The organism is Caballeronia sp. LZ019, from assembly GCF_031450825.1.
Lineage (GTDB): Bacteria > Pseudomonadota > Gammaproteobacteria > Burkholderiales > Burkholderiaceae > Caballeronia.
On sequence record NZ_JARTVZ010000005.1, the window covers coordinates 409,974 to 435,845 of the forward strand.

18 protein-coding genes, 1 other RNA gene and 1 pseudogene are annotated in these 25,872 nt (G+C 64.1%); 10 read left to right on the top strand and 10 right to left on the bottom strand.

Translation table 11 applies throughout. The features are described from left to right. Window positions 1–54: 54 nt before the first annotated feature. The 4 genes and pseudogenes from pheA to gyrA all read right to left on the bottom strand — a co-directional run bounded on the left by pheA (window position 55) and on the right by gyrA (window position 5,906). Window positions 55–1,138, bottom strand: a pseudogene (gene pheA, locus P9255_RS15365) (prephenate dehydratase). A gap of 26 nt (window positions 1,139–1,164) precedes the next feature. Continuing rightward, window positions 1,165–2,247, bottom strand: a complete 1,083-nt coding sequence (serC, locus tag P9255_RS15370; protein ID WP_309764309.1) for a 3-phosphoserine/phosphohydroxythreonine transaminase — start codon at window positions 2,245–2,247, stop codon at window positions 1,165–1,167. A gap of 208 nt (window positions 2,248–2,455) precedes the next feature. After that, complete coding sequence (locus P9255_RS15375; RefSeq protein ID WP_309765420.1) at window positions 2,456–3,067, bottom strand: DUF2059 domain-containing protein; 612 nt, start codon at window positions 3,065–3,067, stop codon at window positions 2,456–2,458. A 181-nt stretch (window positions 3,068–3,248) separates the two neighbouring features. Next, on the bottom strand, window positions 3,249–5,906 hold the full coding sequence (gene gyrA, locus P9255_RS15380; RefSeq protein WP_309789986.1) for a DNA gyrase subunit A: 2,658 nt from the start codon (window positions 5,904–5,906) through the stop codon (window positions 3,249–3,251). 654 nt (window positions 5,907–6,560) lie between these two features. Here gyrA and ompA point away from each other — a divergent pair. The 5 genes from ompA to P9255_RS15405 all read left to right on the top strand — a co-directional run bounded on the left by ompA (window position 6,561) and on the right by P9255_RS15405 (window position 12,199). Beyond that, the gene (gene ompA / locus P9255_RS15385; protein WP_309764307.1) at window positions 6,561–7,226 is read left to right on the top strand and encodes an outer membrane protein OmpA; all 666 of its coding nucleotides are present in this window, start codon (window positions 6,561–6,563) and stop codon (window positions 7,224–7,226) included. A 183-nt stretch (window positions 7,227–7,409) separates the two neighbouring features. Beyond that, the gene (gene ubiG, locus P9255_RS15390) at window positions 7,410–8,108 is read left to right on the top strand and encodes a bifunctional 2-polyprenyl-6-hydroxyphenol methylase/3-demethylubiquinol 3-O-methyltransferase UbiG (protein WP_309764306.1); all 699 of its coding nucleotides are present in this window, start codon (window positions 7,410–7,412) and stop codon (window positions 8,106–8,108) included. 4 nt (window positions 8,109–8,112) lie between these two features. Further along, the gene (gene gph, locus P9255_RS15395) at window positions 8,113–8,877 is read left to right on the top strand and encodes a phosphoglycolate phosphatase (RefSeq protein ID WP_309764305.1); all 765 of its coding nucleotides are present in this window, start codon (window positions 8,113–8,115) and stop codon (window positions 8,875–8,877) included. Window positions 8,878–8,954: 77 nt separating this feature from the next. Then, window positions 8,955–9,312, top strand: a transfer-messenger RNA (tmRNA) gene (ssrA, locus tag P9255_RS15400). Between the two features lie 481 nt (window positions 9,313–9,793). Then, entirely contained in the window at window positions 9,794–12,199 is a 2,406-nt protein-coding gene (locus P9255_RS15405; RefSeq protein ID WP_309764304.1) for an FG-GAP-like repeat-containing protein, read from the top strand. A 52-nt stretch (window positions 12,200–12,251) separates the two neighbouring features. On the opposite strand, the gene P9255_RS15410 is transcribed toward P9255_RS15405, so the two are convergent. The 3 genes from P9255_RS15410 to P9255_RS15420 form a co-directional block, all read right to left on the bottom strand. Then, complete coding sequence (locus P9255_RS15410) at window positions 12,252–13,328, bottom strand: glycosyltransferase family 4 protein (protein WP_309764303.1); 1,077 nt, start codon at window positions 13,326–13,328, stop codon at window positions 12,252–12,254. Between the two features lie 410 nt (window positions 13,329–13,738). After that, on the bottom strand, window positions 13,739–14,008 hold the full coding sequence (locus P9255_RS15415) for a hypothetical protein (protein WP_309764302.1): 270 nt from the start codon (window positions 14,006–14,008) through the stop codon (window positions 13,739–13,741). A gap of 126 nt (window positions 14,009–14,134) precedes the next feature. Further along, window positions 14,135–15,205 (bottom strand): substrate-binding domain-containing protein, encoded by a 1,071-nt coding sequence (locus tag P9255_RS15420; protein WP_309765419.1) that lies wholly within the window; start codon window positions 15,203–15,205, stop codon window positions 14,135–14,137. A 126-nt stretch (window positions 15,206–15,331) separates the two neighbouring features. Between P9255_RS15420 and P9255_RS15425 the strand changes: the two genes are divergently transcribed. From P9255_RS15425 to P9255_RS15440, 4 genes are read left to right on the top strand one after another with little or no spacing between them, the layout of a single operon-like run. Further along, window positions 15,332–15,814, top strand: coding sequence for an NAD(P)H-dependent oxidoreductase subunit E (locus P9255_RS15425; RefSeq protein WP_309764301.1), 483 nt, complete (start codon window positions 15,332–15,334; stop codon window positions 15,812–15,814). Beyond that, complete coding sequence (locus P9255_RS15430) at window positions 15,811–17,367, top strand: NADH-ubiquinone oxidoreductase-F iron-sulfur binding region domain-containing protein (RefSeq protein ID WP_309789987.1); 1,557 nt, start codon at window positions 15,811–15,813, stop codon at window positions 17,365–17,367. The genes P9255_RS15425 and P9255_RS15430 overlap by 4 nt, the downstream gene beginning before the upstream one ends. 10 nt (window positions 17,368–17,377) lie before the next feature. Beyond that, window positions 17,378–20,305: a formate dehydrogenase subunit alpha gene (gene fdhF / locus P9255_RS15435; RefSeq protein ID WP_309789988.1), complete on the top strand. Its 2,928-nt coding sequence runs from the start codon at window positions 17,378–17,380 to the stop codon at window positions 20,303–20,305. A gap of 3 nt (window positions 20,306–20,308) precedes the next feature. After that, window positions 20,309–20,554, top strand: a complete 246-nt coding sequence (locus tag P9255_RS15440) for a formate dehydrogenase subunit delta (protein ID WP_309764298.1) — start codon at window positions 20,309–20,311, stop codon at window positions 20,552–20,554. 28 nt (window positions 20,555–20,582) lie between these two features. Here the strand turns inward: P9255_RS15440 and P9255_RS15445 are convergent, their stop codons facing one another. The 3 genes from P9255_RS15445 to P9255_RS15455 all read right to left on the bottom strand — a co-directional run bounded on the left by P9255_RS15445 (window position 20,583) and on the right by P9255_RS15455 (window position 23,834). Continuing rightward, a complete protein-coding gene (locus P9255_RS15445) occupies window positions 20,583–22,316 on the bottom strand; it encodes an FAD-dependent monooxygenase (RefSeq protein WP_309789989.1) in 1,734 nt (577 codons plus the stop codon). A 170-nt stretch (window positions 22,317–22,486) separates the two neighbouring features. Further along, window positions 22,487–23,476, bottom strand: coding sequence for a cation diffusion facilitator family transporter (locus P9255_RS15450; RefSeq protein ID WP_309764296.1), 990 nt, complete (start codon window positions 23,474–23,476; stop codon window positions 22,487–22,489). Between the two features lie 22 nt (window positions 23,477–23,498). Then, window positions 23,499–23,834, bottom strand: coding sequence for a metalloregulator ArsR/SmtB family transcription factor (locus P9255_RS15455; protein WP_309789990.1), 336 nt, complete (start codon window positions 23,832–23,834; stop codon window positions 23,499–23,501). A gap of 126 nt (window positions 23,835–23,960) precedes the next feature. Between P9255_RS15455 and P9255_RS15460 the strand changes: the two genes are divergently transcribed. Next, the gene (locus P9255_RS15460) at window positions 23,961–25,811 is read left to right on the top strand and encodes a tetratricopeptide repeat protein (RefSeq protein WP_309789991.1); all 1,851 of its coding nucleotides are present in this window, start codon (window positions 23,961–23,963) and stop codon (window positions 25,809–25,811) included. Window positions 25,812–25,872 lie beyond the last annotated feature (61 nt).

The window sequence follows — 25,872 nt, forward strand, 5'->3', positions numbered from 1 at the left end:
GGAGAAAACGCGTCGCGAGGACGCGGGACAATCGGACGGCTGAAAGCGCGGATTCTACCGGGCGCGCGGATAGGACCCGAGAATCTTCAGGAACGCAGCCTTGCGTCCGAGTTCATCGAGCGCGGCGGCCACAGCGGTATCGTCGCGATGGCCTTCGACATCGATATAGAAGTAATACTCCCACGTGCCGATGCGCGCGGGCCGCGACTCGAAGCGCGTCATGGAAACGCCGTGCTTCGCGAGCGGCTCGAGCAGCTTGAACACCGCGCCGGGCTCGTTCGCCACCGAGACGATGAGTGAAGTCTGATCGTGCCCGCTCGAATCGGTCGGCTGCTTGCCGATGATCACGAAGCGCGTGCGATTGTGCGGATCGTCCTGAATCATCGGCGAGACGACGCTGAGCCCGTAATGCGTGGCGGCACGATCGCCCGCGATGGCCGCGACAGTCGGATCGCTGACCGCGATGCGCGCTGCTTCGGCATTGCTCGACACGGCTTGCCGCTCGAGACGCGGCGCGTTCGTTCAACAGCCAGCGCTGGCACTGCGCGATCGCCTGCGGATGCGCGCAGACGCGCGTTACGCCGTCGAGCGTGCCGGACGCCGTCAGCAGGTTGTGATGGATCGGCAGCGCGAGTTCGCCGCCGATCAGCAATTGCGTTTGCAGCAGCAGGTCGAGCGTGCGCGACACCGCGCCTTCCGCCGAATTTTCGACCGGCACCACGCCATACTGGGCCGCGCCTGCTTCGACGGAACGGAACACTTCGTCGATCGACGGACACGCGAGCCCCTCGATCGAATGGCCGAAGTATTCGAACATCGCCTGTTCGCTATAGGTGCCGACCGGCCCGAGGAACGCGGCGCGAATCGTCTGTTCGAGCGCGCGGCTCGCGGCCATGATCTCGCGCCAGATCGCGCTGATGTGCGCGGCGGCGAGCGGCCCGTCGCTCATCTCCTGAAGGCGCGCAATGACCTGCATCTCGCGCTCCGGACGAAAGACGGGCGCGTTGAAATGCTTCTTCACCTCGCCGACTTCGAGCGCCACGGAAGCGCGCTGGTTCAGCAAGGCGATGAGTTGCGCATCGAGCGCGTCGATGCGCTCGCGCAGTGGCTTGAGTTTCGTATTGAGGTCGTCGTCCATGCGGTGCTTTGATGTCCGGATGCGGGTTAAGCGCATTCGCGCTCGAATTCCTTCATGTATTCGACGAGAGCCCGTACGCCCTCGACCGGCACCGCGTTGTAGATCGATGCCCGCATGCCGCCGACGGACTTGTGGCCCTTCAGTTGCAGAAGGCCGCGCGCTTTTGCGCCGGCCAGGAAATCGGTGTTGCGCGATTCATCGGCGAGGAAGAACGGCACGTTCATGCGCGAACGGTTCTGCCGCTCCACCTTGTTGATGTAGAAATCGCTGGAATCGATGGTGTCGTAAAGGAGCTTCGCCTTCTCGACGTTGCGCGCTTCGATCGCCTGCAGGCCGCCCTGCTTTTTCAGCCACTTGAAGACGAGCCCCGCAATGTAGATGGCGTACGTGGGCGGCGTGTTGTACATCGAGTTGTTCTCGGCGACCGTCTTCCATTCGAAAGCCGACGGGCAAATGGCGAGTGCGCGGTCCAGCAGGTCTTCACGCACGATCACCACCGTGACACCTGCCATGCCGATGTTCTTCTGCGCGCCGCCGAACAGCACGCCGTATTTCGCGACATCCATCGGGCGCGAGAGAATATGCGACGACGCATCCGCGACGAGCGGAATATCGCCGAGATCGGGAATGTCGAACGCTTCCACGCCATCGATGGTTTCGTTCGTGCAGAGATGAACGTAGGCGGGATCGTCCGACAGCTTCCATTCGTCGATGCGCGGCACGCGTGTGAATCCTTGCTCCGTCTTGCCGGTGGCGGCCACGTGCGGCGTGCAGTATTTGTGCGCTTCCTTGAGCGATTTCGTCGACCACGAACCGGTCACGACGAAGTCCGCAGTCTTCTTCGTGCCGAGCATGTTCATCGGCACGATGGCGTTTTCTCCAATGCCGCCGCCTTGCAAGAACAGAATGCGATGCGATGCCGGTACGTTCAGCAATTCACGCAGATCCGTCAGCGCCGCCTCGTGAATCGACATGAATTCGGCGCCACGGTGACTCATTTCCATCACGCTCATGCCGCTGCCTTGCCAGTCGAGCATTTCGTCGGCGGCTTGCTTCAGCACTTCTTCTGGCATCGCGGCCGGGCCGGCGGAGAAATTGAACACGCGCATCTGAGGGTCCCGAATGGCAGGCGCTGCCGAGAATACGGACTGGCGAAGAGACAGTGTCCGTTGGGACGTGGCCTCTTTCGTCGCGCCTAAAAAGAAATGGCTGCTTGCGCTTTCGCGCAAACAGCCATTATCGCATTGTCCTGAAAACCCGCCAACGCGCGGGGCGGTGTGCCCCGCCGGCGAATCTACCCGAACTGCGCGCCCATGCTTACTTGGCGGCCTTGACGCTCGCCACTTCGGAATCGGCTTGCGTACGCGTCGCCTTGATCGCTTGCGGCATGTACTTCTGCATCAGACCGTTGACCACGTCGCGGCCAACCTGGTCCTGGACCTGGATGAACTTGCGGCCAGTCGTGCTCTTGTAGAAGTTCGTCAGGTCCTTGATCTCTTCGGTCGAGTAGTACTTCGCGTACGCGTCGTACTGAGCTTTCATGGCGTCCTGACGGAAGCTGTCCGTTGCGAAAACCTGACCTGCCGAGTCAACCAGCTTCGGCACAGCATTCTTCTGCAGCGTCGGAACGGCAGCTTGCTTCTGCTTGTCGTTCAGCGACTTGTTCTCCGACAGTGCGTCCGACAGGATTGCCGGAACCAGTTGCTTGGCTTGCATTTGCGCGCTGTTGCCGATCGCGCCGACGAGCTTCTGCGCGTCGATTGCGTCGAGCAGTTCCTTGATCGCGGCTTGCTTGGCCGGATCAACCGGTGCTGCTGCGGCAGCCGGCGCCGCCGCCTGGTTCGGCGCCTGGTTCTGAAGCGACTGAGCCATCGCGAAAGTCGGCACGAAAGCGGCCAGCAACATCCACTGCTTGAAACGTCCTTGCATCATTACTCCCTGTTAAAAATATCCAGTTCAGCACCGGCGACGAGCTTTGCACACCCGGTGTGCGCTCAACGCTGGCTTCTGAAAGAAACGAAGCGCAGCGCCGGCATGAAGCTCACGTCGCGCAGCTTAACTAATCCAGGCTTTCAAAAGCGATAGCGAGAAACCGGCGACACAAAAAATATCAGGCGCTCTCACCACTTTCGCCGCCTTCTCCGTTTTCCGCGTCGCCCGGCGTGGGCGCGGAGCCGTTCGCGGCTGCATCGGCTTCGTCGAGTTCGGCTTCAGCCTCGGCCTCGGCGATATGCTGCAGTCCCGACAACTTCGTCCCTTCGTCAAGGCTGATGAGTGTAACACCTTGGGTTGCGCGGCCCATTTCGCGTATCTCGGAAACGCGCGTGCGGATGAGCACGCCCGCCGTGGTGATCAGCATGATCTCGCTTTCCGGTTCGACGAGCGTCGCCGCGACGACCTTGCCGTTACGCTCGGAAGTCTGGATGGCGATCATGCCCTTCGTGCCGCGGCCGTGACGCGTGTACTCATGGATCGGCGTGCGCTTGCCGAAGCCGTTTTCCGTCGCGGTCAGCACCGACTGCGTTTCACCGCCCGCGACCAGCAGCGCGATGACCTGCTGCCCGTCTTCCAGTTGCATGCCGCGCACGCCGCGCGCGCCGCGGCCCATTGCGCGCACATCGTTTTCGTCGAAACGCACGGCCTTGCCGGCATCCGAGAACAGCATGACGTCATGCGCGCCGTCGGTGATCGCTGCGCCGACGAGGTAATCGCCTTCGTCCAGGTCGACCGCGATGATGCCCTTCTTCAGCGGACGGCTGAACGCTTCGAGCGGCGTCTTCTTGACGGTGCCGAGGGAGGTCGCCATGAACACGTACTTGTCCGCCGAGAATTCCTTGATCGGCAGCACGACGTTGATCTTCTCGCCGTCCTGCAGCGGGAACATGTTGACGATCGGCCGGCCGCGCGAGTTGCGCGAGCCCTGCGGCACTTCGTAGACCTTGATCCAGTAGACGCGGCCACGGTTGGAGAAGCACAGCATGTGATCGTGCGTGTTCGCGATGAACAGCGTGTCGATCAGGTCGTCTTCCTTCATCTGCGTGGCCTGCTTGCCGCGGCCGCCGCGCTTCTGCGCGCGGTACTCGGAAAGCGGCTGCGACTTCACATAGCCCGCGTGCGACATGGTCACGACCATTTCCTGCGGCGTGATCAGGTCTTCGGTGTTGAGCTCGGTCGCGTTCATTTCGATACGCGAGCGGCGCTCGTCGCCGAATTCCGTGCGCACCTGGCCGAGTTCGTCGACGATCATCTGACGGATGCGCTCGTGCCGCGCGAGGATGTCGAGCAGGTCGGCGATCTGCGCCATCACGTCGCGATATTCGCCGACGATCTTGTCCTGTTCGAGCCCGGTCAGGCGTTGCAGACGCATCTGCAGGATTTCCTGCGCCTGAACGTCGGACAGTTTGTAGAGGCCATCCTCCTGCAGACCGTACGCAGGATTGAGCCCTTCCGGCCGATACGCGATACGCCCGCCCGAAGCCTCGGTTTCCGCGCGCGTGAGCATCTCGCGCACGAGCGACGAGTCCCACGGACGGTTCATCAGTTCCTGCTTCGCGATAGGCGGCGTCGGCGCCGCCTTGATGATCGCGATGAATTCGTCGATGTTCGCAAGCGCGACGGCCAGACCTTCGAGCACGTGCCCGCGGTCGCGCGCCTTGCGCAGTTCGAACACCGTGCGCCGCGTCAGCACTTCCCGCCGGTGCGACAGGAAGCACTCCAGCATTTCCTTTAGATTCAGCAGCTTCGGCTGGCCGTTGACGAGCGCGACCAGGTTCATGCCGAATGTGTCTTGAAGCTGCGTCTGCTTGTACAGGTTGTTTAGCACGACTTCGGGCACTTCCCCGCGCTTCAGCTCGATCACGACGCGCATGCCGCTCTTGTCGGACTCGTCGCGAATGTCGGAGATGCCCTCGATCTTCTTCTCGTTGACGAGTTCGGCGATGCGCTCGAGCAGCGTGCGCTTGTTCACCTGATACGGAATCTCGTCGACGATGATCGCCATGCGCTGCCCGCGATCGATCTCTTCGAAATGCGTGGCCGCCCGCATGACGACGCGCCCGCGCCCCGTGCGATAGCCGTCGCGCACGCCCGCGACGCCGTAGATGATGCCCGCCGTCGGGAAGTCCGGCGCCGGGACGATCTCGATCAGTTCGTCGACCGTCGCGTCCGGCGTGTTCAGCAAGTGCAGGCAGGCATCGACGATTTCGCGCAGGTTGTGCGGCGGAATGTTGGTCGCCATGCCGACCGCGATACCGGCCGAGCCGTTGATCAGCAGATTGGGAATGCGCGCCGGGAGAACGAGCGGCTCGTTCTCGCTGCCGTCGTAGTTGGGGCCGAAGTCGACCGTTTCCTTGTCGATGTCAGCCAGCAGTTCGTGGCCGATCTTCGCCATGCGGATTTCGGTGTAACGCATGGCCGCGGCGTTGTCGCCGTTGACCGAACCGAAGTTGCCCTGGCCGTCCACCAGCATGTAGCGCAGCGAGAACGGCTGCGCCATGCGAACGATCGTCTCGTAGACCGACGCGTCTCCGTGCGGATGGTACTTACCGATCACGTCCCCGACGATACGCGCCGACTTCTTGTACGGGCGATTCCAGTCGTTGTTCAGTTCGTGCATCGAGTACAGCGCCCGGCGATGCACCGGCTTCAGGCCATCGCGGACATCGGGAAGCGCGCGCCCGACGATTACGCTCATCGCGTAATCGAGATACGAACGGCGCATTTCCTCCTCGAGGGAGATTGGCAGAGTCTCTTTGGCGAATTGATCCATTATCCGTGTCTTCAACTGTGCAGCAGCGACACGGCAGCGCGTTCGTCGAACTCGCGACATCCATCCGCCGGCCGCGCGGCGCACGCCGGGCAGGCGCGCAGCCGACGTACGCTGCGGCGCCGCGAACGCAGCGCATCAGGAGATTCTACCATGCGGCATATTTGCGCCTGCCGCGTCGCGTATACATACAGTTGCCCCGCGCGCCCGCATTCGCGGTGCGGGCCTCGCCCTCTTCGTACCAATTACTTACAAAAACCGGGGAACGTTTTCCGTCATTTCGTCACGCTGCCGGGCTATCATGCCGCCTCAACTGTTTCTGCCTGCAGAATCAGCCGCGGCAATGGGTGCGGAAAGGTGCGGTTCGGGCATGACAAATGCGCGCGTGGAGCGCCTTGTCCGACGGCTGGCGCCTCCTGTCCCTTTCTTGTTGCGGAGGCACCACATAAGGTTGCGAGCGGGCTGGGTGCGGGGATATTTTTATCGTTGCAAGGGAACGATATGGCAAAATGCCAACGCACAAAGTTAGACACTGCTCGAAGTCTACACACAGCGTTTGGCTCCGCGGGGAATGTTATACTTCGAGCAATGTATGACTTGTCTTCGTCTACAGGCTCGCAGTAAACCTGCGGTAATCTCAATTTCGAGAGGAGAAATATGAATAAACTTTCAAAGCTCGCGTTCATTGCAGCTACCGCAGTTATGGCTGCATCGGCCTCGGCACAGTCGGTGCCGGCCTCGCGACAAGCCGTGAATGACAACTGGGTGAACGGCACGGGCGAGTATGTGTGGATGAACGGCACGAACGAACTGTGCTGGCGCGATGCGTTCTGGACGCCGGCAACGGCTAACGCCAAGTGCGACGGCGCACTGGTCGCGCAAGCACCGGCTCCGGCAGTCGCTCCGACGCCGGCTCCGGCTCCGCAAATCACGACCCAGAAGGTCACCTACCAAGCTGACGCCCTGTTCGACTTCGACAAGGCAGTTCTGAAGCCGGCTGGCAAGACCGCGCTGGACGATCTCGCATCGAAGATCGGCGCGCTGAACCTGGAAGTCGTGGTCGCTACCGGCTACACTGACCGCATCGGTTCGGACAAGTACAACGATCGTCTGTCGCTGCGCCGTGCGCAAGCTGTGAAGGCTTACCTCGTCAGCAAGGGCATCGAAGCCAACCGTATCTACACGGAAGGCAAGGGCAAGCGCGACCCGGTCACGAAGGGTTCGTGCAACCAGAAGAATCGCAAGCAACTCATCGCCTGCCTCGCACCGGATCGTCGCGTGGAAGTCGAAGTTGTCGGCACGACGCGTCAGCCGCAGCAGTAAGCTGTCGGATTGCCGCAGATCGAACCCCCGCCTCGGCGGGGGTTTTTTTATGCCCGGATCGCGGGAAATCGCGCATTTTCTTGCCGAATGCCGGACGCATTGCCCGTTGCGCCTTTTGCCCGCCTCAATGACCGCCTATATACTCGGTCTAACTGATTCACGACCTAGCAAGGGCCTTCTCTCATGACCAATGTCGATCCCCACGAACTACAAAAATTCAGCGAGCTGGCGCATCGCTGGTGGGACCCGAACGCCGAGTTCAAACCGCTGCACGAACTCAACCCGGTGCGGCTCGCGTGGATCGACGATCACGCGCACCTCATGGGCAAGCGTGTCCTGGACATCGGTTGCGGAGGCGGCATCCTGTCCGAATCGATGGCCACGCGCGGCGCGACGGTAAAGGGCATCGATCTGTCGTCGAATGCATTGGGCGTCGCCGATCTGCATAGTCTCGAAAGCGGCGTCGAAGTGGCCTACGAGGAAATCTCCGCAGAAGCGCTCGCGGCGCGTGAGCCGGCGTCGTATGACGTCGTGACCTGCATGGAAATGCTGGAGCACGTACCGAATCCCGCGGGCACCGTCGCGGCGTGCGCGGCGCTGGTGAAGCCGGGCGGCTGGGTGTTTTTTTCCACGCTGAATCGCAACGCGAAGGCGTATCTGTTCGCGGTGGTCGGCGCCGAATACATCGCGCGGATGCTGCCGCGCGGCACGCACGACTACGCGCGGTTCATCAAGCCATCGGAACTGGCGTCGTACGCGCGCGCGGCTTCGCTTTTGCCCGTCGACATCAAGGGCATCACCTACCGGCCCATTTCCAGGCACTTTGGCCTGTCCAACGACACGAGCATCAACTACATGATGGCTTGCCGCCGGGAAGCGTGACGCGATGAATCAAGAAGACCAGGACGACACCGGCATCGTGCAGACGAAGCCCCTCCCCGACGATCCGACTCCCCTGCCCCAGCGCGCCGCCGATGGCGATTCGCTCGGGCTTTGCCAGGCGGTGCTGTTCGACCTCGACGGTACGATCGCCGACACCGCGCCCGACCTTGTCGCGGCGGTCAATAAAATGCGCCACGACCGGGGGCTCGAAATGCGGCCGCTCGAGATGCTGCGGCCGTACGCATCTGCGGGCGCGCGCGGGCTGCTCGGCGGCGCGTTCGAGATCGGTCCCGAGCATCACGAGTTTCCGTCGATGCGCGAAGAGTTTCTCGCGAACTACGAAGCCGACCTATGCATCGAAACGACGCTGTTTCCGGGCATCGCCGCGCTGCTGGATCAGCTCGATGCGCGCGGGGTGCGCTGGGGCATTGTCACGAACAAGGTGACGCGGCTCGCTGCGCCGCTCGTCGCGCTGCTCGGTCTCGATACGCGCGCGGCCTGCCTCGTATGCGGCGACACGACGCCGCATTCGAAGCCGCATCCTGCGCCGCTGCTGCACGCGGCCGAGTTGCTCGATGTCGCGCCGGAGCGCATCGTCTATGTGGGCGATGACTTGCGCGATGTCCAGGCAGGTTTCGCGGCAGGAATGATCACGGTAGCGGCCGCCTACGGCTATTGCGGCGACGATATCCCGCCGCGTCGGTGGCACGCGAACTATGTCGTCGATACGCCGGAGGAGTTGCAGCACCTGTTGCGCGACATCGCGTAAAGAAGGCGCTGCGGCCACTTGAAAGCGAGCACGTTCGCCTCATATGGCTTTTCGTGGGATAATGCAAGTTCCGCTTTGGGGGCGACCTGGTTTCGACAGGGGTTGTGAAGCGGTCAGGGCATACCGAGGACCCGTCACCTCGTTAATCAATGGGAAAATCGTAACTGCAAACGACGATACGTTCGCACTGGCAGCCTAAGGGCCGCCGTCCTCTCACTAGTTCACTGACGGGCTAGGGTAGCAATACCGCGAGAGGTCATATACGTCAGTTAAGCCTTGGTGGCGTCACGACGCCAAGGTCGAAAATCTAGTGAATCGCCGTAACGCAGCGTGTTCGTCCGCGTCGTTGCGGTTAAATCAAAAGACAGAACTAAGTATGTAGAACTGGTCGTAGAGCGCTTCTGGACGCGGGTTCGATTCCCGCCGCCTCCACCACCCCCTTTCGAGAACCCGCGATCGCGCAAGCGTCGCGGGTTTTTTCTTGGGGCCGCGCTGAACTGCAACGCGATCCTTCGCTTTGCGGCGGGACGAAAAAAAGCCCCGCACGAGGCGGGGCAAACATCCTTGAGAGACATAGTCACGGCAGAGACGACGTGAACTACGGCCGAGAGAATAGAGGCGTCGCCGCACCAATCGAATCGGACCGCTCCTAATAACGCTGGGACTCAGGATTCCGACGTTCGATACCGGTCAAAGCTACCGCAATCGCTTCATCACTGCTTTCCAACGCATTGAGAATCCCCCGCGCTCCGACGTTGCGCGCGCATTTCTCATCTGCTGCACGGCCGACGGATCACGCCGCCTGCGCATCCGTCAACCATGTTCGCTCGGGCACCGACCCGATCGACCCGCGCGCGGCAATCTTCTGCTTTATCGTTCGAACAAGATCGCGCGGTCGCGCAAACACGGGGAAAGCATGCGCAGAGGCAGAAGGACCACCTGGCAGGAAATGGCGTGCCTGTCGTTGATTTGCGCCTTCATCACGCTCTTCGCGCCGAAGCCGGTCTACGCCGCAAACGCATCGCCGGACTGCCACGCCGGCACGCTCATCACCGTGGTCGCGCATCTCGACGACGACCTCCTCTTCGTCAACCCAGGCATCAGCGACAAGCTCGACGCCGGCTGGTGCATCACGACGGTCCACATCGTGGGCGGCGCGAACGGTGCAAAGTTCGACTACGTGCTCCTCCGCGAAAAAGGCACCAAGCTAGCCTATGCACGCATGGCCGGCGTCCCCGACGAATGGCGGGAGTCGACGGTCACGTTCGCCGGCAAGCCCGTGCATGAACTGGTGCTGGCGCAGCAACCACGCGTCCGGCTGCTCGAATTGCGTCTGCCCGGCGGCGGCGTGCGCGGCGGCAAGGTTCCGCTCGGCCTGTTGTGGGATCGCGGCCAGACGCTCACCACCTATCCGATGAACGCGGACGGCAGCGCGCCGACGACCTACGACCGCGCTTCGCTGACCGCGACCCTGCGCGCGATCCTCGCCGACGCCACCGAGATCTACACGCTGAATCCCGACACCGTCGCGTTCATGGAGCATCCGGATCACATCTACGCCGCGCGCATGACGCGGGTGGCGGCCCAGGGCCTCAGGCGCAGCCTGCCGATCGGCTACCACGTGACCTACCCGACCGGCGGCTTGCCGAAGAACCTCGACGCCGCCGAGACGCTGCGCAAGCGCGATGTCGTCGGCAGCTACTTCGCCGTCGACGGCGACGACGCCGGCCACGTCTTCGGCGAATACATGTGGGACGGCAACTGGGTCGCGCGCCGCTACTGGAGCGCCGCCCGCACCAACGACGCAGGCCCCGACTTCCAGTTGCGCCCGTTCCAGCTCGTCAACGAATACTCCAGCCGATGCCTCGCGTCCGGCGGCTCGGGCAATGCACCGCGCCTCGGCGCATGTTCGGGCGATGCATCGCAGAACTGGTTCTGGAAGCAGTTGCCCGCGACGCCCGGCGAAAAGAACGATGCGCTGCTCGTCAACGCATCGACGCGGGCGTGCATCGCGGAGCGCGATTCGGGCCTCGTCGAAGAAGCGTGCGACACAAGAAACGCATCGCAACGATGGACGCCGTGGGACTTCGGCTTTGTCTACACGCCGCTCAACCATTGCCTCGGCGAAAAGAACGGCGCCGTCACCGCAGGCCGATGCTCATTGCTGACCGCCGAATATCGCTGGTCGCCCTCGCCGCAGACCGTGTGGACCGATACGCGTCTCGAAGGCGCGCTCTATGGCGACGTGCGGGGCGCGGGCCGCGATAGCACGGTCTACATCCAGCGCCGCAAGGACGGCCCCGGCTTCAACGTCTGGGTGGCGGAGATGTCGCGCATCGATCAGGCCGCGCCCTGGTACTTGAACGCGGTGCCGTTCGATCCCAAAGCGACCGCGCCCACCTGTCAGGCCGATACCCTGTGCTTCGACAGCGCCCGCTTCCTGCTCGCCGATTTCGACGGCGACGGCCGCGCCGATCTGATGGCCGTCACGCCCCGCAACGGCGGCACCGCGTTCTGGCTGCTGCGAAGCGCGGGCACTCATTTCGAAACGCCGCGCCTGTGGCGGCAGACGAGCGCCGCATGGACGCCGGATACCGCGCAGCAATACATCGCGGGCGATTTCAACGGCGACGGCCGCGCCGATGTCGTCATCGCGCAGAAGCGCAAGGACACGGGCCTCGATTTGTGGATGCTCGATGCAGCCGGTCGTCCGGGCAACGACCCGGCGCTGTGGCTCGAAGCGCGCGAGCTGAACGCTGGCGCGCGCTTCCTCCCGGCGCGCGTGGCCGGCTCGCCGAAAGCGGGCCTCATCGCGATGGAAAACGTCAACGGCGCGCTCGCGCTCTCGCAGCTTGCGAGCACCGGAAGCGCGTTCGCCGCGAGCTATCGCACGAACGTGTATCCGCAGTTCCGGGCGGCATCGGTGAAGGTCGCGGCGGGCGATATCGACGGCGACGGCATCGACGATCTCGCCGTGCTCGAACCGCGCGGCGATGCGTCCGGCACGCGCGTCTTCACGATCAAGGGCGGCCGCTCGTTCGGGCCAGCGCAAAAGACGGCGACGCTGCGCGACACCTCCTACGCCGATTCGATGCCCGCGCTGATCCGCCGCAACGAGCACGACAATCACGCCACGCTGATGCTGTTCCGGCGCGCGAACGCGCTGCTCAAGGAGTTCTATTACACGGGCGGCGCGCCGAGCCTGTCGGGCTACGACATCGACACGTCCTTTCATCTCGGGCCGGTGCAAATCTGGGGCGATCTGCCGGGCTTGTTCTCGGAATCGCTCTGGACGAAGACGCTCGCTTACTGGCGCCGCTAAAAGAAAACGCCGCCCGGTCAGGGCGGCGTTTCGGTACTTCGTCTTGCGCTGCTCAGCTCAGTCCGACCCGCATGTTCAGCACATCGCGCGCAATCGCGAGATAGCGATCGGCCGTGCTCTGCAACGTCAGTCCATGCAGCGGGCGCTTGGCGCGTGGCTGCGTCAGCGCATGAAGCAGCGCGCGGCCGTATGAATCCGCATCGCCCGTATCGAGCAATTGCACGCCGGGGAAGCCGCCCGCGAACGCGAACGACGCGATTTCGTTGCCCACCACCGGAATCCCCGACGCGAGCGCTTCGAGAAAGCCGATGCTGTGCGCCTCGAAGCTCGAAGGCATCGCGAACACAGCCGATGCACGCAGGATCTGCGCGACGTTCGTCTGCGGCCCGTCGATGCTCACGCGGTCCTTCAGCCCCAGTTGCGCGACCCGTTCAACGACGGCCGCGTGATACTCGAGGTTTTCGATCACGCCGCACAGCAAAAGCCGCGCATCCGGATCGGCGCGCGCGACGCGGGCAAACGCTTCGACCGTCTGCAACTGGTTCTTCTCGGGAATGTACCGGCCCACCTGCACGATCTGCTTGTACGCGACGGGCACGCGCGGGCCGGCATCGTCGGCGAAGCGGGATACGTCGACGCCGTTGGGCACGACGATCATCGACGGATGCAGCCCGATCTCCTTCACGTATTCGTCGATATTCTTCTGCGACACGCCGATCACCGCCTTCGCGCGATTCGACAGCAGCCGTTCCGCACGCATCAGCGCGGCGTTGGCAAAGTCGTTCGCGCCGGAGTGCATGACCCAGACGATCGGCACGCGCGTCGGCAAGGCGCGCACGTAAAGCGCGGGAATCGTCGCGTGCGCGAAGATGATGTCGGGTCGAAACGTGCGGATCGCGCGATGAAGAAACAGCAGGCGGCCGAGCTTCCCCGGCGTCTTGTCCGGGAAGATGCACGACACGCCGTGCGCGCGAAGCTCCGCGCTGATGTGCGCGAAGTCGTCGTGCTCCGGCATCAGCGAGGCGATGGAGACATCGTGTCCGTCGCGCTGATGCCCGATCGCGACGCCCTTTGCAAGAACCTCCGCCCCCGACAGGCGGGGCGCCAGTATGACCTGCAGAATTCGCATGGTGTGCAGTCCCTCGGATGGTCCGAAGTGCGCTCGAAGCCGCGCGGCCTGCCCAAGGCATCGCGTCCCCGTGCCTCGCCCGCGCGCGATATCCGCGTCTTTCGGGCAGCCAGCGCACTCGTGTCTTTGTGATTTTTCGACTTTGAAATGAACGACCGCGCGCACCGGAAAAAGCCTCGGTGACACGCCCGGTTTAAGGTACTTCCCGGGCCGTGCCCCGCACCCGCCATCACGTAGTGCTTTTCGGTCCGCGACTGAACCATTGCGCGCGCAATGAGGCGACGCGCACACGCTGCGTGCGGACGGCCATACGGAAAGGGAGAGAGCGGAAGAAAGCGTGAGGAAGAAATCTAAGCCGGCGACGGCGCGCATTGCACGCGCCGCGATTCATTCAGGCTCTGGTTCGGGCTTCAGTTGGTGCCGTCTTTCGGGCACTTCAGATTGCAGCCGTTGGGGTCGCCGTTATCGGCGCGGCGGCGCATCGCGGACGTGCCCTGCTGATATTTGTCCGACGGCGCGGACGCGGCGAACGGCATCTGCGGATGCTCGTTGATGCGGAACTGGTCTTGCAGCACGCCGCCGGGAAGACCCGGCGAATTCTGCGCAAAAGCGACAGGCGCGAGATAGATTGCGCCGGCGACGAGCGACGCCGACAGTGAAGCGAGCAACGAGAATTTCATGGCGGTATTCGCGCGGCAACGCGCGTCTGAACAAGGTGGAACCCGACAGCAAACCGTTAGGTTAACCCAATTCGCCGCCGCAGGCCCGCTTCGCCGTCCGTGTTCCTCTTACGGTTCGTTTCGGCCTCAGCCGCGCAAGCCCTCGTCGATATCGACGAGCGTGCCGCATCGCTCGGGATCGTAGCCTTCGAGATGCGCGACGCTGCGGTTGAACGCCTCGCTGCGCAGCACGCCGAGCACGGTCGAGAGCCGCGCCTCATCGAGCCGCGCGCGCTCGCACGCGAAGAAGTAATCCTCGTCGATGATCGGGATGAAATCGAGCCCGAAGTGCTGCGCCGCCGGCTGCACGCCGAAGCCGAGATCCGCCATGCCGCTCGCGACGAATGCGGCGATCGCCGAATGCGTGAGCTCCGTCGATGCGTAACCGTTGATCTGGTCCGGATCGACGCCGACTCCACGCAGCGCCAGATCGAGCAGCATGCGCGTGCCGGAGCCCGGCTGGCGGTTCACGAAGCGCACGTCGTCGCGCGCGAGATCGCGCAGGCCGGCCACGCCCTTCGGATTGCCCTTCGCGAGAAAGAGGCCCTGCGTGCGCCGCGTGAGCCGAATCAATTGATGCTTCTTGCTGTCCAGATACGGCCGGTAAATATCGGCGCAGATCGAGCGGAATTCGCCGATCGGCAGATGAAAGCCGGCCAGCTCGCACTCGCTGCGCGCGAGCGCCCGGACCGCTTCCGCGCTTTCGCGGTACTTGATGTCCACCGGCACGCGCCGCTCGCCGAGCGCGCGCACCAGCGTCGCGACCGCATAGCCATGCGACGCATGAATCCGCACTTCCGATACTTCGCCCGCGAGCCGCCGGTTCAGTTCGTTGGCGACATCGTTGGCGACGGCCTGCAACGGCGCTTCGAGCCGGTCGCCGCACATGCGCTGCGCGCGCAGGACCGATTCGCCCAGTTCCGACAGCACCGACCCGCGTCCGCGCGACTTCGTAATGAGCGCGCCGCCCAGACGCGCCTCGATTTCGCGCAAAAGACCCCACGCATGACGATAGGACAAACCCCTAGCGCTCGCCGCGTTGGCGATGCTGCCCGTCTGCGCGACGAGCTGCAAAAGCGGCACAACCGCGCTGAGACTGGTTTCCCGGCCATCGACGTCCCGCAGGATGAGTTCGGCGCGGCATTCGATGTCGACCATATGCACTGCCCCTTCCTATTGCCAAGATATATCACGACGCCTATTGTTCTTTCACAGGCTCGGCACCCCTGATTATATGATTGAAATATGCATCGATAAAACATATGCCGAGCGTGGAGGAGCCCCATGAGACAACCGCTATCCGCCGTCGCCGCAGAGGAACTCGTGCGTCGCCATGCCGTGCAAGGCGCGACCCTGATGATCATCCTGCACGCCATCCAGGACGAAACGGGCTTCGTGCCGCCCGAAACCGTCGAGCCGCTCGCGCGGGCCTTGTCGCTGTCGCGCGCGGAAGTGCACGGCACGATCACCTACTATCATCACTTTCGCTCCGAACCGCCTGCACGCGTCACCGTGCAGCTGTGCCGCGCGGAGGCATGCCGCAGCATGGGCACCGAGGCGCTGAAGGATCACATCGAAGGCCATACGGGGTGCCGCTTCGATAGCGGCCACGCCGAAGACACCGAACTCGAATCGGTCTATTGCCTCGGCCAGTGCGCGCTGTCGCCATCGATGACCATCAATGGCGAGATTCACGCCAAGGTGACGCCGCAGAAGTTCGACCGCCTGTTCGCCGCGGCCAAAGAGAAAAGCGAGGTGACGGCATGACGCGCATCTATGTCCCCTGCGATTCGTCCGCGCTCGCGCTCGGCGCCGATCGCATCGCGCAGGCCATCGCAGGAGAAGCGCAAACGCGCGGCATCGACGTGCAACTGGTGCGCAACGGATCGCGCGGGCTGCTCTATCTCGAACCGCTCGTCGAAGTGGAAACGGAGCAGGGACGCATCGGTTACGCGAACGTCGAGGAAGACGAAATCGCCGCCCTCTTCGATGCCGGCTTTCACGAAGGCAAGGCGCACGCGAAGAACGTCGGCATCGTTGACGAGATTCCGTATCTGAAGAACCAGCAGCGCCTGACGTTCGCGCGCATCGGCATCACGGACCCGCTTTCGATCGACGACTACACCGCGCTCGGCGGTCTGCAAGGCCTGCGCAACGTGCTCGACATGAACGGCGACGCCGTCTGCGAAGCGCTCATGGACTCCGGCTTGCGCGGGCGCGGCGGCGCGGCGTTTCCGGCGGGCATCAAGTGGAAGACCGTGCGCGCGGCGCTGGCCGATCAGAAGTACATCGTCTGCAACGCGGACGAAGGCGACTCCGGCACGTTCTCCGACCGCCTCGTGATGGAAAGCGATCCGTACATGCTCATCGAAGGCATGATCATCGCGGGCGTGGCGACCGGCGCGACCAAGGGCTATATCTACGTGCGCAGCGAGTATCCGCATTCGATCGCGACGCTCAATCGCGCGATCGACCGCGCGCGCGATGCCGGATGGCTCGGCGCGAGCGTGCTCGGCACGTCGCACGCGTTCGATCTGTACGTGGCGAAGGGCGCGGGCTCGTACGTATGCGGCGAGGAAACGGCGCTGCTCGAATCGCTCGAGGGCAAGCGCGGCATCGTGCGCGCGAAGCCGCCGGTGCCCGCGCTCGTCGGCCTGTATGGAAAGCCGACGGTCATCAACAACGTCATCACGCTCGCAACGGTGCCGGTCATCTTCGCGAAGGGCGCGGCCTTCTATCGCGATTACGGCATGGGCCGCTCGCGCGGCACGCTGCCTTTCCAGCTCGCGGGCAACGTGAAGCAAGGCGGGCTCGTCGAGCTCGCGTTCGGCGTCAGCTTGCGCGAACTCATCCATGACTACGGCGGCGGCACGGCGAGCGGCCGTCCCGCGCGCGCGGTGCAGGTCGGCGGGCCGCTCGGCACATATCTGCCCGAAAGCCAGTGGGACATTCCGCTCGACTACGAAGCCTATGCGAAGGTCGGCGCGGTGGTCGGCCACGGCGGTCTCGTAATTCACGACGACACGTCGAATCTCGCCGATCTCGCGCAATACGCGATGCACTTCTGCGCGATCGAATCGTGCGGCAAGTGCACGCCCTGCCGCATCGGTTCCACGCGCGGCGAAGAAGTCATCGCGAAGATTCGCGAGGGCGATACGTCGGTGAAGCAGATCACGCTGCTGCGCGAACTGTGCGACACGATGGTCGCAGGCTCCCTCTGCGCGATGGGCGGCATGACGCCGTTCCCGGTGCTCTCCGCGCTCGATCATTTCCCCGAAGACTTTGGCCTGCCGCGTACGCCGGCGCAAAAAGCTGCCTGAGGATAACGCTATGTCCAACACCATCAACGGCTGCGGCTCCGGCAATTGCGCGTGCAAGAGCGCGGCTTCCGTGCAGCGCCGCGATCCCTTCGACGATACCGACTACGGTACGCCCCTGCGTCACGCGGATATCGACGTGACGGTCGAAATCGACGGCCAGAGCGTGACGGTGCCGGCGGGCACCTCCGTGATGCGCGCGGCGATCGAGGCCGGCGTCAACGTGCCGAAACTCTGCGCCACCGATTCGCTCGAGCCGTGGGGCTCGTGCCGTCTGTGCCTCGTCGAGATCGAGGGCAAGCGCGGCTATCCGGCATCGTGCACGACGCCCGTCGAGGCGGGCATGAAGGTCCGCACGCAAACCGACAAGCTGCAATCGCTACGCCGCAACGTGATGGAGCTTTATATCTCCGATCACCCGCTCGACTGCCTCACCTGCCCCGCCAACGGCGACTGCGAACTGCAGGACATGGCGGGCGTCGTCGGCCTGCGTGAAGTGCGTTACGGTTATGAAGGCGCGAACCATCTCAAGGACAAGAAGGACGAGTCGAATCCGTACTTCACTTACGACCCGTCGAAGTGCATCGTCTGCAATCGCTGCGTGCGCGCGTGCGAGGAAACGCAGGGCACGTTCGCGCTGACCATCACCGGGCGCGGCTTCGAGTCGCGTGTGGCCGCGAGCGAAAGCGTGCCGTTCATGGAATCGGAATGCGTATCGTGCGGCGCGTGCGTGGCCGCCTGCCCGACCGCGACGCTGCAGGAAAAGAGCGTCATCATGCTCGGCCAGCCGGAGCATTCGGTCGTGACGACGTGCGCGTACTGCGGCGTTGGCTGCTCGCTGAAAGCGGAGATGAAGGGCAACACCGTCGTGCGCATGGTGCCGAACAAGAACGGTCAGGCGAACGAAGGACACGCCTGCGTGAAGGGCCGCTTCGCGTGGGGTTATGCGACGCACAAGGACCGCATCACGAAGCCGATGATCCGCGCGAAGATCACCGATCCGTGGCGCGAAGTGTCATGGGATGAAGCCATCGACTATGCGGCGAGCGAATTCCGCCGCATCCAGGACAAGTACGGACGCGATTCGATCGGCGGCATCACCTCGTCGCGCTGCACGAACGAGGAAACGTATCTCGTGCAGAAGCTCGTGCGCGCCGCGTTCGGCAACAACAACGTGGACACGTGCGCGCGCGTCTGCCATTCGCCGACCGGCTACGGCCTCAAGGCCACGCTCGGCGAATCGGCGGGCACGCAGACGTTCGCGTCGGTCGAGAAGGCGGATGTCATCGTCGTGATCGGCGCGAATCCGACCGACGGCCATCCGGTCTTCGCATCGCGCCTGAAGCGCCGCGTGCGCGAAGGCGCGACGCTGATCGTGATCGATCCGCGCCGCATCGATATCGTCGATACCCCGCACGTGAAGGCATCGCATCATCTCGCGCTGCGGCCGGGAACGAACGTCGCGATGGTCAATGCGCTCGCGCATGTGATCGTGACCGAGGGACTCGTCGACGAGCAGTTCGTCGCCGACCGGTGCGAGCCGCGCGCGTTCCAGCAATGGCGCGATTTCGTCTCGCAAGCGGACAACTCGCCCGAAGCGATGGAAGCGGTCACCGGCGTGCCCGCGCAAAAGGTCCGCGAGGCCGCGCGCATCTATGCGAAGGGCGGCAACTCCGCGATCTATTACGGCCTCGGCGTCACCGAACACGCGCAAGGCTCGACGATGGTGATGGGCATCGCGAACCTCGCGATGGCGACGGCCAACGTCGGCCGCGAAGGCGTCGGCGTGAATCCGCTGCGCGGCCAGAACAACGTGCAGGGCTCGTGCGACATGGGCTCGTTCCCGCATGAGTTGCCGGGGTATCGTCATATCGGCGATGCCGCGACGCGCGCCCTCTTCGAAGAAGCATGGGACGTGAAGCTGCAGCCGGAGCCGGGCCTGCGCATCCCCAACATGTTCGATGCCGCCACGCACGGCACCTTCATGGGCCTTTATTGCCAGGGCGAGGACATCGTTCAGTCGGACCCGAACACGCAGCATGTGGCGGGCGCGCTGTCGGCGATGGAATGCATCGTCGTGCAGGACATCTTCCTCAACGAGACGGCGAAGTACGCGCACGTTCTGTTGCCCGGTTCGACGTTCCTCGAGAAGGACGGCACGTTCACGAACGCCGAGCGCCGCATCTCGCGCGTGCGCAAGGTCATGCCGCCGCTTGCGGGCTACGCCGATTGGGAAGTGACGATCAGGCTCTCGCGCGCGCTCGGCTACGAGATGAACTACGCGCATCCGTCGGAGATCATGGACGAGATCGCGCGTCTCACGCCGACTTTCCACGGCGTCTCGTTCGAGAAGCTCGACGAGCTCGGCAGCATCCAGTGGCCGTGCAACGAGAAAGCGCCCGACGGCACGCCGACGATGCACATCGACGAATTCGTGCGCGGCAAGGGACGCTTCGTCATCACGAAGTTCGTCGCGACGCCGGAAAAGGTCACGCGCAAGTATCCGCTCCTGCTGACGACGGGGCGCATCCTGTCGCAATACAACGTCGGCGCGCAGACTCGCCGCACGGAGAACTCGCGCTGGCACGAAGAGGACCGGCTGGAGATTCATCCGCACGACGCGGAAGAGCGCGGCATCCGGACGGGCGACTGGGTCGGCATCGAATCGCGTGCGGGGCAGACCGTGTTGCGCGCGAAGATCACCGAGCGCATGCAGCCGGGCGTCGTTTATACGACGTTCCATTTCCCGGAGTCGGGGGCGAACGTCATCACGACGGACTCGTCGGACTGGGCCACCAATTGCCCCGAGTACAAGGTCACGGCGGTGCAGGTCATGCCGGTGGAACAGCCGTCGCAATGGCAGAAGGACTACTCGCGCTTCAACACGCAGCAGCTCGAACTGCTCAACATGCGCGACGTCGCGACTACTTCGGGGAAGTGACCTATGGACGTCGATAACCTGATCGAGATGGCGAACCGCATCGGACAGTTTTTCGATTCGATGCCGGATCGCCCGGAAGCCGTCGATAGCGTCGCCGATCACATCCGCCGCTTCTGGGAGCCGCGCATGCGGCTCGCCATTCTGGCGGCGCTCGATGACGAACGCGCAAGCGCAACGATGGAGCCGATCCTGCGCGAGGCGCTGACCCTGCATAGAGCCGATCTGCAACCGAAGGTAGCCACGGCCTGAGCGAGACGCCTCAGTCGCCTCAGTCGCTTCAGTCTTCGGGGTACTCGCCCACGCTGCGTTGCGGAGGGCTCGGGCGCTCCTGGCCGAACCATGTTTCGCAGTGACGCAGCAGCGCCTGCACATCCGATGGCGCGCGCCCGCGTGCGGCGACATAGCCGTCCGGACGCACGAGATAGAACGCGGGACGCGTGCGGCCGTAGTTGTCGGTGAGCGAATGTGCGTCGTCGCCGCTCGTATCGGTGATGCGCCAGATGCGTACTGCGTTCGGCAGGATGGCTTCGATCGACTGCACCAGGCCGTCGAGATCGGGATCGCGCACGGCGTGGGCCACGGTGATGGTGGCAGGCGCGAGCGCGATGTCGTCTTCACCGGTCGGATTCACGAGCAGGAACAGCGAGAAGCAGCCGGGATCGTGCAGGTCGTAGAGGCAGCCGACGCCGGGCAGCCGGCCGAGCGGTCCGTCGACGACATGCACGCGCGCATCCGGCGCGCGTTCGCCGGCGCGCGGGCCGCCATCGAGCAGACGTTCCAGCGTGAGCGGGCTCTTGCGATAGTTGATCGACAGCTCGCTGACGGTGCGCCGCATCGCGTCGCGCAACGGGCCGATGGCCGCGAGCGCGGGCATCACGTGATCGCGCATCAGCTTCATCGGGCCGTGTCCGGCTTCGGCCATCTGCGTTAGGATGCTGGTCTGGCGCAGAACGTCGCGTTCGATCGGATGCCGCTCCGCGTGATAGGTATCGAGCAGACGCTCCGACGCGCCGCCGCCGAGCGTGCGTGCGATTTTCCAGCCCAGGTTGAGCGCTTCCTGGATGCCGGTGTTCATGCCTTGCGCGCCGGCGGGGCTGTGAACATGCGCGGCATCGCCCGCGAGAAAGATGCGTTCGACGCGCAGGCGGTCGACCATGCGGCTGTTGACGTGAAACGTCGATGACCACGTGAGATCCGACAGCATCACCCGATGATGCACACGCCGCTCGACGAGGGCCCGGCATTCGTCGAGTGACGGGCCGGGCTTCAGTTCATCGGCTCGGGTTGCGACGCCGGCGGCGGGCAGGTCCGCGATGAGGCGGGCGCGGCCATTGCCCATCGGAAAGAGCGCGGTGAGCCCTTCGCCGGATGCAAAGATGTGGAATTCGTCGTCGGGCCAGTCGGAATCGGCTTGCAGGTCGGCGAGCAGGAACGTCTGGTCGAAGGTCTTGCCATCGAAGCCGATGTCGAGCCTGTGCCGCACGGCGCTGTGTGCGCCGTCGGCGGCGATCATGTACGAGGGCCGCAGCGTCTCCTCGCGGCCGTTGGGGTGGCGCAGCGTTGCCTGTATGCCGGCGGAGCCTTGCGTGAAGTCGACGAGTTCGATGCCGCGTTCGATGTTCACGCTTGCCTCGTGCAGATGCTCGGCGAGCAGGCGTTCGGTCTCCGATTGCGGCAGGAAGAGCAGATAGGGATAGCGTGTTTGCAGCGGATCGAAGTCGAGCCGTGCGAGGCGTTGGCCGTTGGAGTACAGGTTTGCGACGCGGGCGCGGTGCCCGAGTTCGAGAAACCGGTCGACGATGCGATGCTGTTCGAAGAGTTCGAGCGTGCGGGCCTGGATGCCGATGGCGCGGGAGTATGGCGAAGGCTGGCGCGCCTTGTCGATGATGCGAACGGGGATGTGGGAGCGGGTCAGGCTCATTGCTGCCGACAGGCCTGTCGGGCCGGCGCCCACGATCAACACCTGGGCGACGTCGAGTTTGTCGTTGGGGTTCAGCTTGTAGGCGTACATGCTGGGTTCCTCCGCGACCCTGCGGTTGGGGTTAGTGTACGCTGGCTTTTATGAGTGCGGCTTTGGTTGTTTGGTGTTTTCTTGTCGTGTCGGTCTATTAGTGTGCCCCTCCCCGGGGTGCACTAATAAACCGACGCGAATACAAGTTCACCGAATAGCGAAGCAAAAAATCACCTCCGATCCAAAACACACCCAGTGAAGGCATCCCCAAAATCCACCTGCAAAGTAGCATGATGCATAGCATATTCCCGCCGAAGCGTGGCAACGACGTTTTGCAGGAACGCATCCCCCGGATGCCCTTGCGGCATAACCAGATGCACGGTGAGAGCATTCTCAGTAGTAGAAAGCGCCCAGACATGAAGATCATGCACACCGCGCACTCCAGGCAACGCAGTTAAATAGCGCTGAATACGCTCAGTATCAACCCCCGGCGGCACGGCCGCCATCGCGAGCCGCATGGCATCGCGCCCCAGCCCCCAGGTGCCGTAAAGAATGACGGCTACCACGACGATGCTCATCGCCGGATCGATCCAGTTCCATCCCGTGTACAGAATGACAAGCCCACTCACCGCGACGGCCGCGGAAATCGCCGCATCGGCGGCCATGTGAAGGAATGCACCGCGTACGTTGAGATCCTCCTTGCTTCCCCGCATGAAAAGCCACGCCGAAAATCCATTGCCGAGGAGACCCAGCATCGCAACGATGAACACATCCAGCCCCGCAACCGGCGCCGGATTCAAAAGACGCTGCACCGCTTCAAGCACGATCGCACCGCACGCAAAAAGCAGCAGCGCAGCATTCGCAAGCGACGCGAGTATCGACGAACTCCCGAGCCCGAACGTATAACGCGCACTCGGCCGCCGCGCGCCGAGCCACACCGCGCCCCACGCAAGCAGAAGACCGAGGACATCGGAAAGATTGTGGCCTGCATCCGCGAGCAAGGCAGTCGAATGCGCGATCACGCCATAAACGGCCTGCACGATCACGATCAGTACATTGAGTCCGACTGCAATCGCGAACGTGCGCCCCTGCCCCGCCTGCGGCGCATGATGATGATGGTGATGCCCACCGGCGCCATGGTCATGGGCGTGCCCGGCGTGATCGGCGTGATCGGCATGATCGTGCGCGTGGGAATGATCGTGATGCGAATGCGTGCTCATCTGCCTGCTCTTGTTTCAGTCGTTAGTCGATATCGGCGGAGTCGGGCTGCGGCTCGGCTACATGCTCCAGCAACTCGCCCAGCATCGAACTGATATGGCGGTCCGCCGCGACGTAGAAGACCTGCTTGCCCTGCCGCTCCGCCCGTACGATCCGCGCCGCGCGCAACAGGCGCAAGTGATGGCTCACGAGCGACGCCGACAAACCCAGTGATTCCGCAATCGCCCCCACCGCGCGCCGACGCTCGACACAGGCCAGCACGATGCGCAGCCGCGTCGGGTCGCCAAGCAAACGGAAGAGGTCCGCGAGCGGCACCACGCGATCATCGGAAGTCGCGGAATCGGAAAGAAGGGACGCCACTGGATATCATCAACATATGAATAGGTGTTCACATGTTAAGTATCATCGGGACAACGTGTCAACCCGTGATTCGGAAGAGATGCTTCCCGATATGGGAAAATGCGTGGTTTGCGACACTCCTCCGTCATGGACACCGTATTTGCCCGCGGCTTCGCGGCCCATCGTGACGGCCGCCTGACCGATGCGGAACGCGACTATCAGGCCGCGCTCGCCGCCGAACCCTTCCACGTCGAAGCGCTGCATTATCTCGGCGTGCTGCGCCATCAGCAGGGACAGCACGAGGAAGCGGCCGCGCTCGTCGGTCGCGCCGTCGACTTGCGTCCCACCGACGCGGCCCTCCAACTGAACCTCGGCAACGCGCTGAAGGCGCTCGGCCGTATCGACGACGCAATCGAACGTTTTCGCAACGCGCTCACGCTCGCGCCCGGCTTCGCGCTCGCCCAGTACAACCTCGGCAACGCCTACACGGCCATAGGCCGTCACGAGGACGCCGCCGACGCCTTCGAAAAAGCCCTGCGCGCACAGCCGAACGATGCCGCCGCGTGGAACAACTTCGGCAACGCGCTCTCGGCGCTTTCCCGCTTCGATGAGGCCGCCCGCGCCTTTCGCCGCGCGCTCGCGCTGCGGCCGCGTCACGCGGGCGCGCACAACAATCTCGGCATGGCGCTCAACGCGCTCGGCGATCCGGTGGGCGCGATCGCGCATTTCCGCGCCGCCATCGACGCCGAGCCGGACTACGTCGCCGCGCACTTCAATCTGGGCAATCTGCTCGATGCCCGCGCACATTCCGACGAAGCACTGCCCCGCTTCCAGAAGGTAATCAGCCTGCAGCCGCGTTTCGCGCCGGGACACTTCGGTCTCGGTCACGCGCTTGCGAGGCTGAATCGCCATGAAGAGGCGGTGCTGTCGTACGAACGGGCGGTCGGGCTCGATCCGAAGTACGGCATCGCGTGGCTGTGTCTCGGCAATTCGCACCTCGCGCTCTCCGCCCCCGCCGCCGCCCTCCGCGCATTCGATGAAGCCCTGCGCCTCGATCCGCGGATGCCGGCCGCGCACCTGAACCGCGGTCTCGCGCTGCTCGCCACGGGCGATTACGAGCGCGGCCTGCCCGCCTACGAGTGGCGTCTGCAGACGCCCGGCAGCGAACCCGCGCCGCCGCTGCCGCGCTGGACGGGCGAGCCGCTGCCCGGCCGCACGCTGCGCGTGCGCGCGGAGCAAGGTTTCGGCGATACGCTGCAATTCATGCGCTTCGCGGCTTATGCGGCGAAGCGCGTCGGCAAGCTCGTGCTGGAAGTGCAGCCGGCGCTCGTGCCGCTGCTCGCGCCGGCGGCGCGCGCGGCTCGCATCGAACTGTTGAGCCGTACCGATGAACCGGCGACCAGCGCCGATGCCTTCTGCCCGCTGTTGAGCCTGCCGCTTGCGCTCGGCATGACATCGCTGGAGGCGATCCCCGCGCGCGCGCCGTATATCGTCGTGCCGGCCGACTATCGCCGGAAGTGGCGCGGATCGCTCGGCGGTCAGCAGAAGCGCAAGATCGGCATCACATGGTCAGGACGGCTGCAGCCGGGCGAGACGCGCTCCGCGCCGCTCCACGCGCTCGCGCCGCTATTCGTGATCGAGGGCATCGACTGGATCGTGCTGCAGCCCTTCGTTACCGAGGAGGAACGCGCGGCGCTGCTCGCGCATCCGCGCGCGCACGCCATTCATCGGCTCGAAGGGCGGCTCGAGAACTTCGCGGATACCGGCGCGATCGTCGATCGGCTCGATGCGGTCGTATCCGTCGATACGTCCGTCGCGCATCTCGCCGGTGCGCTCAACAAACGGGTCTGGGTGATGCTGCCCTTCGCGGCGGACTGGCGCTGGGGCATCGACGGCGACAGAACCGCCTGGTATCCGAGCGCGCGACTCGTGCGGCAGCGCGCGCCGGGCGACTGGGACAGCGTCGTCGCCGAAGTCGCTGCAGGCTTGCGCGACTGAACGCCGAATACGAAAAAGCCCCTCGCGCGGATTCGGCGCGAGGGGCTTTGCATATCAGCAG